At 30.3% G+C, this 7,655-nt stretch carries 10 protein-coding genes and 2 tRNA genes; all 12 read right to left on the bottom strand.

The window, feature by feature from the left end; genetic code table 11:
* Positions 1-13 precede the first annotated feature (13 nt).
* Positions 14-89, bottom strand: a tRNA-Met gene (locus KIB46_RS11995).
* 19 nt (positions 90-108) lie between these two features.
* Positions 109-197, bottom strand: a tRNA-Leu gene (locus KIB46_RS11990).
* 173 nt (positions 198-370) lie between these two features.
* On the bottom strand, positions 371-778 hold the full coding sequence (locus tag KIB46_RS11985) for a S1 domain-containing RNA-binding protein (RefSeq protein ID WP_027098501.1): 408 nt from the start codon (positions 776-778) through the stop codon (positions 371-373).
* 57 nt (positions 779-835) lie between these two features.
* Entirely contained in the window at positions 836-1,129 is a 294-nt protein-coding gene (locus tag KIB46_RS11980) for a septum formation initiator family protein (protein ID WP_156558643.1), read from the bottom strand.
* Between the two features lie 75 nt (positions 1,130-1,204).
* Complete coding sequence (gene yabQ, locus KIB46_RS11975) at positions 1,205-1,597, bottom strand: spore cortex biosynthesis protein YabQ (RefSeq protein ID WP_156558642.1); 393 nt, start codon at positions 1,595-1,597, stop codon at positions 1,205-1,207.
* Between the two features lie 5 nt (positions 1,598-1,602).
* Positions 1,603-1,872: a sporulation protein YabP gene (gene yabP / locus KIB46_RS11970; protein WP_291672153.1), complete on the bottom strand. Its 270-nt coding sequence runs from the start codon at positions 1,870-1,872 to the stop codon at positions 1,603-1,605.
* A 64-nt stretch (positions 1,873-1,936) separates the two neighbouring features.
* Entirely contained in the window at positions 1,937-2,197 is a 261-nt protein-coding gene (locus KIB46_RS11965) for an RNA-binding S4 domain-containing protein (protein WP_156558640.1), read from the bottom strand.
* A gap of 57 nt (positions 2,198-2,254) precedes the next feature.
* Positions 2,255-2,530 (bottom strand): HU family DNA-binding protein, encoded by a 276-nt coding sequence (locus tag KIB46_RS11960; RefSeq protein WP_027098506.1) that lies wholly within the window; start codon positions 2,528-2,530, stop codon positions 2,255-2,257.
* A 217-nt stretch (positions 2,531-2,747) separates the two neighbouring features.
* Positions 2,748-4,199: a nucleoside triphosphate pyrophosphohydrolase gene (mazG, locus tag KIB46_RS11955; RefSeq protein ID WP_156558639.1), complete on the bottom strand. Its 1,452-nt coding sequence runs from the start codon at positions 4,197-4,199 to the stop codon at positions 2,748-2,750.
* A 25-nt stretch (positions 4,200-4,224) separates the two neighbouring features.
* Positions 4,225-5,763, bottom strand: a complete 1,539-nt coding sequence (locus tag KIB46_RS11950) for a polysaccharide biosynthesis protein (RefSeq protein WP_156558638.1) — start codon at positions 5,761-5,763, stop codon at positions 4,225-4,227.
* Positions 5,764-5,864: 101 nt separating this feature from the next.
* Complete coding sequence (gene spoVT / locus KIB46_RS11945) at positions 5,865-6,422, bottom strand: stage V sporulation protein T (protein WP_156558637.1); 558 nt, start codon at positions 6,420-6,422, stop codon at positions 5,865-5,867.
* A 140-nt stretch (positions 6,423-6,562) separates the two neighbouring features.
* Positions 6,563-7,576, bottom strand: a complete 1,014-nt coding sequence (locus KIB46_RS11940; protein WP_291672147.1) for a peptidylprolyl isomerase — start codon at positions 7,574-7,576, stop codon at positions 6,563-6,565.
* Positions 7,577-7,655: the final 79 nt, after the last annotated feature.

The following is a 7,655-nucleotide window of genomic DNA, read 5'->3' as shown; positions in this document are numbered from 1 at the left end:
TTCCGCCACGTTATGGTTGCGGGGGCAGGACTTGAACCTACGACCTTCGGGTTATGAGCCCGACGAGCTACCAACTGCTCCACCCCGCGATATTATATTATGAAAGATTGGTGCCGAAGACCGGAATCGAACCGGTACGGTGTTTAACCACCGCAGGATTTTAAGTCCTGTGCGTCTGCCAGTTCCGCCACTTCGGCTTAGCTTTCATATGCCGTTCTCAACGACAAGACTTATTATAAAGCATGATTAATATACTGTCAACATCTTTTTACATTCTTTTTTTATTATTTAATTAAATAATAAAAACAAGCACCCTAACTAAATTAGAGTACTTGTTTTATTAATTTATATTAATTATATAAACAATATCTTACGATCTATTTTTACTATTCTTACCTTTAAACTCTTGATGTTTTTTTACATCTTGCATTTTTTCTTCGCTATCTTTTAAAAACTTTGATATCTTATCTTCAAAATTTGCAGAATTAGGTTTGCTTGATTTATCAGTTCCCCAATCAAATTCAGCAGGTCTAACCGACTTCTTTTGAACATTAGCTTGTTTTATTGATAAACTAATTTTTCCGTTATCATCAATGGAAATAACTTTAACTTTAACTTTATCTTGTTCGTTTAAATGTTGTCTAATATCCTTTACAAATGAGTCTGCTACTTCAGATATATGAACTAATCCAGTTTTTCCTTCTACCTCCACAAAGGCTCCAAAATTTGTGATGTTTACCACTGTTCCTTCTAATATGTTTCCTGTCGCCAAGGTCATGTTTATAAGACTCCTCCTTAAATATAAATAAATAATATATGTTATTAATATAATAACCTAATTTTGAGAATTTGAGTCAGCTTTCTTTTGTTGTTCTACAGAGGTTTCACCTTTCTTTATCATATTAAGTCTTTCCCTCGCCAACTGCTCTAGATACTCATTAGACTGTGCTTTATCATGCTCCTCTTGCAGTCTCTCTTGTTTATTCTTTAAAGACTCCAGTTGAGCTTCTTTTGCAACTCTCTCTTTTTCAATTCTTCTCATAGCTTTTTCTTGCCTAACAAAACTAAAAAGGAAAATTGCTACAAGCACTACTAATATTAAGTTTTTTATAGTTAACCTCCTTTTCATCCATAGCACCTCATTCAAATTCTATAAATATATTGTAATCACTATAGTTACTTTATTCAAGTAGTTTTTCTATAGTTATTTATTTTTATTTCCCATTTTTGACATAAATATCTTGAATGGATAAATAAAGTTCTTAGCACTCACTCTTAATGATTTTGAGAATTTTCTTCCTATGACTCTCTCCGTTTTTAATATATGGGGACTTATGAACTTGATATAAAATGCAATTGCTATTCCAATAAACACATATACATATGGACCTAGAAAAGCATAATTTGTATATAATAAGAAAGTAAATACTACTAACGCACATAGTGCCCAAAATAATAAGTCTTCCACAACTACTATTAGCTTTGGAATCTTATAACCTCTTATTAACCTATATGCATCAAAAAGTATTCCAGTCAAAATACCAGCTAGCAAACTGTATATTACTATATCAACTTGAATATTTAACTGTAACGGCATAATTCCTACTTAAAAATCTTTTTAATTATACTTTCTTTACTCTTCTTACCATCTTTACCGCTATAAATCATAGATGATATGTATCCTATAATAATCACATCTCCATTTTGAACATCAAGTTTATTCATTTTTAATCCCTCACCTTTAATAGCAAGATTCCCCAATATAGTATTTAAAGATATTTTTTCATCATCAAAGTTAACTACTTCTAACACTCCTGATAATGTAAGCTTTTTTCTATCTTCTAAAGATAAAGAACTTTTTCTTTCTTCCATATATTTCTCCTCCTAAACATTCTAATAAAATATATGAATTAGAAAAGTTCTTTATTCTAATTTACTATTCTTTATCTTCTTCTCCTTCTATAATTACGTACATGTCTTTTGCTACTTCCTTCTTTACATGTTGTGCTATATTTATTATCTTTGCTTTCAATGTTTTATTTGCAAAACTTATCTCTATTATGTCATCTTCTTTTACCTCTGTTGATGGTTTGGCCACCTTACCATTAATAGTAACTCTTCCACTTTCACAAGCTTCTTTTGCAACCGTTCTTCTTTTTATTATTCTTGATACTTTAAGGTACTTATCTAATCTCACTACTAATTTCTCCTTTTTTATTCTAAAAGAACCCGAGAAATCTCGGGTTCTTATTAATTACTTATTAACTTTTTCTTTGAATTCTTTACCAGCCTTAAATACAGGAACTGTTGATGCTGCTATTTTTATAACTTCCTTAGTTCTTGGGTTTCTTCCTTCTCTAGCTGCTCTTTCTCTAGTTTCGAAAGTACCAAATCCAACTAATTGAACCTTTTCTCCCTTTTCTAAAGCTTCTTCAACGCTTTCAATGAAAGCCTTTAATGCAACTTCAGCATCCTTCTTAGTTAATTTTGACTTTTCAGCCATGCTAGCGATTAATTCTGATTTATTCACGATTACATCCTCCTTAAAATACAGTTACTATTTCTAACTGCTCTTATGTACTATACTTACATTACCTTATTATATAACCTCTTTTTTAACTCGTCTATACATTTTTTGTATTTTCTGTATAGTTAGTCAAATGATACATAACTGTATGCTTATACGTGGTATAGCACTAATAAACTATATTATTCTCCATAAATATATAAATTCCTTCTATGATAGGTTATTTTTCTAGTTTTTTTGCCTCTTCCCATAACTTATCCATCTCTTCTAACGTCATTTCTTCTAATTTTATATTCATGGATTTTGCCTTTGTTTCAATATAATTAAATCTTCGAATAAATTTATCACTTGTTAAATTTAAAGCTTCTTCACTATCCACTTTTAAAAACCTACTTACATTTACACAAGCAAAAATTAAATCTCCAACTTCTTCTACTATTTTTGCCTTATTTTCACTATTATATACTTCAATTAATTCATTTATCTCTTCTCTTACTTTTTTTATAGCTTCTTCTACTTCATCCCAATCAAATCCTACTTTACTTGCCTTCTTTTGGATCTTTTCAGCTCTTATCAATGCTGGAAGTGCTTTTGCTATACCTTCTAAATCTTCTGTTACACTTTCAATGCTCTTTTCTTTCTTTTTAAGTTCTTCCCATTCTAATAAAACTTCACTTGATGTACTCATATTTGCATCTCCAAATACATGTGGATGTCTGTATACCATCTTGTTACAAATTCCCTCTACTATATCATTGAAGTTGAAATATCCATCTTCTTTTCCTATTGCTGAATGAAAAACAACTTGTAATAACACATCACCAAGTTCCTCAATTAAAGCATTATCATCTTCCTTATCTATTGCATCAGCCACTTCATAACTTTCTTCTACAATAGCTTTTTTTATAGACTCATGAGTCTGCTCCCTATCCCAAGGACAGCCTTCTTCTCCTCTTAATATATCTATTACCTGAATTAAATCATATATATCCTTTTTATTATTCAAATCCTTAGGAATATATACTGATGTTAAATAATCTATGTCATCTTGCATATCTAATTCGTATAAAGGTATCTTTCTTATGCTTTCTTCTCCTTCTATACCTGCTGCCCTACAATATATAATTTCAGTCTCATCATCATAGTATTCTGTTAATGCTAGTTTAACTTCTGAAGCTATCAATTGATTGTATACCTGAGTTATTATTGTTCCTATTCTCTTATCTAGAACTTGATTCTTTATATCAAATGCATCTATAACCTTTAATCCATTTATAGGATCTATCTTTAATCTATCCATCATTGCATCTATAAAACTAACAGCTGGTAAGATACTATATTCAATTGATTTTTTCTCACATAACTCAATCAAGTTAAACACTGACTTTTCAGCCACTAAAGGGTGTCCTGGAACAGCATAAACTAACTCTCCAGTTTTATTGTATTCTTCTATTATACTTTCTGAAATTCTCTTATACACTTCATCAAAGCTTTCTGAACTTTCATAAAAATAATCACAAGTTTTAAAATTAATTCCTTGTTCTTTTATATATTCTACCGTAGGATGCTTTTCTGTTCTAAAATATACATTATCACTTTTTCTAATAGCATCTACAGCCCCTATAGTCAACGCTTCTGGTGCTCCAGGTCCTAATCCAACTATCTTAATCATTAGATTCTCTCCTTTTTATATATTATTAAGCTTTCTTTCTTATCCTATTTCTTACATCATCTACACTAAATACTTTTAGCGCAAATATACCTATGCCATATATTATAGCACCTAAAGATATAGATAGTAAGCATGATATACTATTACTCAATGTATTTCTATATAAAAAGTTATATGTTAATATTACTACTAAAATCATTAAACTAGCGGCATACCCTGGCTTTATAAAATTATTATACAATTCTATATTACTTTTAAGTTTAATCTTCATCACAATCAAGTTAAGTAATGTAGAAATTATATAAGCTCCTATAGATGCAATTACAGCTCCATATATATTTAGCTCTGGAATAGCTACTAAAACTACCGTTAATATTACCTTTACAATACATCCAATAAATAAATTGATTACGGGAAGAATGTATGATCCAACTCCTTGTAATATTGACGTAGTCGTTTGGGTTACTATGATAAACGGTATAGATATAGACAAGTATTTTAAAATATCTACCCCATCGAACCTTCCAGGAAATATAAACTTCATTATAGGCTCTGCCATAAAGAAAAGTCCAAAAAAGCATGGTACTGCTATAACTGATGAAAGTTTCAAGGATAAATTAATCTTATTTCTTACTTCGCCTTGTTTTCTTAAAAAGTAGCACTCTGCAATTATAGGAATTAAAGATGTACAAAGAGCCATAGATAAAGTTAATGGAATATTTACGATAACAGATGCCTTACCTGTTAATTGTCCATATAATATAGTTGCTTGTTGACTGGAAAACCCTGCACTATTCAACCTTTGTGGTACTAGTATAGAATCAATCAAACTCATTATAGATCCAACAGTAGCCCCTAGCGAGATTGGTATAGCCATTTTTAATATTCTATTTAACACCTCAGGGTTACTTTTTATCTTTTTTATTCCATAACTCTTTTTAACTCGCATATATTTAAAACCTAAATAAATACTTCCTATAAGCCCTCCAGCAGCTGCTCCAAATGCTGCTCCACCTGCTGAGTATTCAATACCTCTTGGTCTTAATACTATTGCTAACCCAACTCCAACTATAACTCTACCAATTTGTTCTAAAATTTGAGATATTGCTGATGGAGTCATATTTTGCAAGCCTTGAAAATATCCTCTAAATACAGTCATAATAGAAATTATGAATGGTGCAAATGAAATTCCTATAAGTGAATAATATGCTTCTGGTCTCCATTCTAAAATACTCATAATTGGACGTGCAAAAAGAAATAATATACAGGATGTGCCTGTCCCAAGAATAAGCATAAGCATAGATGCTTCTTTTACTATTTCAAATCCCCCATTAAGATCTCCAACTGCATTTCTTTCAGATATTAGTTTAGACATAGCTATAGGAACACCTGATGCCATTGCAACAAAAAACATATATAACGGATACGATAATTGATAATATCCTATCCCTTCATCTCCAATTAACATAACTAATGGCCATCTAAAAAATAGCCCTAAGAACCTTGTTAATATTCCAGCTATACCTAATATAAGGCTACCTTTTATTAAAGATTGTTTTTTCATAAAATACCTCCAAACTTTACATGGTACTAATTATTTTTATTTCAAGCTTAGAGGTATTATTACTGTTTATTTACATTATTTTTATTCAGGATATAAAAAGATTACTGTTCCATTTGCTTTCCAAGGAACGCAGAAGCAGTTTCTGCTAACTTCATTTCTAATTCACCTAATTTTTCTCCTGCTTGCTTAGATAATATGACTACAGAACCTATAGCATCACCTTCTGCTATTATAGGAGAAATAACTTGTGAAACATATTTTTCTTCTGCTCCATCATCATCATTATGTAATGGAATTATTTTATCTCCTCCTTCTCCAAGAAGAACTGTTTTTCTATCATCCATTATCTTTTCTAACTCATTACTTATTTTTCTTTCTATGTAATCTTTCTTTGGTCCACCACTAGCAGATATGAAAGCATCCTTATCAGATATTAAAACGATATGTCCTATAGCTTGTTGTAAACTTTCTGCATACTCCTTAGAAAAATCTGTCAATTCTCCGATTGGAGAATATTTTTTTAATATTACTCCACCTTCTCTATCTGTAAATATCTCTAATGGATCCCCTTCTCTAATTCTTAAAGTTCTTCTTATTTCTTTTGGTATAACAACTCTACCTAAATCATCAATACGTCTTACAATTCCTGTAGCTTTCATTATTAAAATTGACCTCCTTAAAAAAACTAATTAATTTGTAGCACTATTATTATTTGACTTCTTAGAAATTTTATTCACATATAGCCAATATTTATATAAATAAAAAAAGTAGGGATTAATTTCCCTACTTTTCCTATCTATTAAAATCTATCTGTATAAGTTTTTACATTGTATTCTTTCTTTAACTCTTCAATCTTTTTATTATAAGCCTCAGTTACTTTCTCTGATTTGATAGCTTCACTAACTTCTTCTTTAACTTCCTCTAGAGTTTTTACTTTCTCTTCTCCTTGAACATTTGCAACAGTTATTAAGTGCCATCCATATTTAGATTTTACAGGTTGAGATATTTCTCCATTCTTTAGCTTCTTAAATGCTGCATCAAATTCTTCTACCATTCCGCTATTTTCATATTCTACCCAGCCTAAATATCCACCTTTACCTTTTGTAGAATCTGTATTATAAGTATCTGCTTGCTTTTTAAAATCATCTAGATTTTTAATTTGAGCTCTTACTTCCTTAGCCTTTTCTTCAGAATCTAATAATATATTATAAGTATCTGCACCTGCTTTTGTTGTATATTTGGATGCCTTATTCTTTTCATAATATTCACTTATTTCTTCATCTGAAACTGTTATATCTTTGCTAATTTCTTCTCTTAACTTGTCATTTATATCGCTTGCAATAACTATTTCCTTAAGAAAAGCTTCATATTCTTCTACTGTCATTCCATAAGATGATGTTATTTCTTTTTCATAAGCTTCCTTACTTCCTGCTACCTTTATTAAGGCTTCTATTTGTTCATCAAGTTTCTTTTGAGCTTCTTCATCTGTCATAATTAGGTTATTGTCTTTACCATATTGTACAAGTAAAGCTCTAAGCACCATAAAATCTAATTCTTCTTCTCTAGCAGATTTTAAATCTTCCTTTATATCTTCATTATTTTCAAAGTCTTCTCCATATTGAGTCTTTAGATACTCTAATGTTGATTTCATAGAATCATCTAGATCTCCTCTTGTAATCTTCTCATCGCCAACCTTAGCTAACACAACTTTTCTTTTTGATTCTGGTGTTCTTTCTATCATGTTACATCCAGCTAAAGAAAACATCATAATACCGGCTACAGCCATAGTCACATACTTTTTTATCTTATTCAAAGCTATTCCCTCACTTTTCTCTTTATTAAGTAAAATTTATACAGTATAAGTATACAATATTAATGTGTCATTTCAAATA

Origin of the sequence: Clostridium sp. (assembly GCF_018372875.1) — a bacterium.
Lineage (GTDB): Bacteria > Bacillota > Clostridia > Clostridiales > Clostridiaceae > Clostridium.
This window is presented reverse-complemented; position numbering and strand designations above follow the sequence as displayed.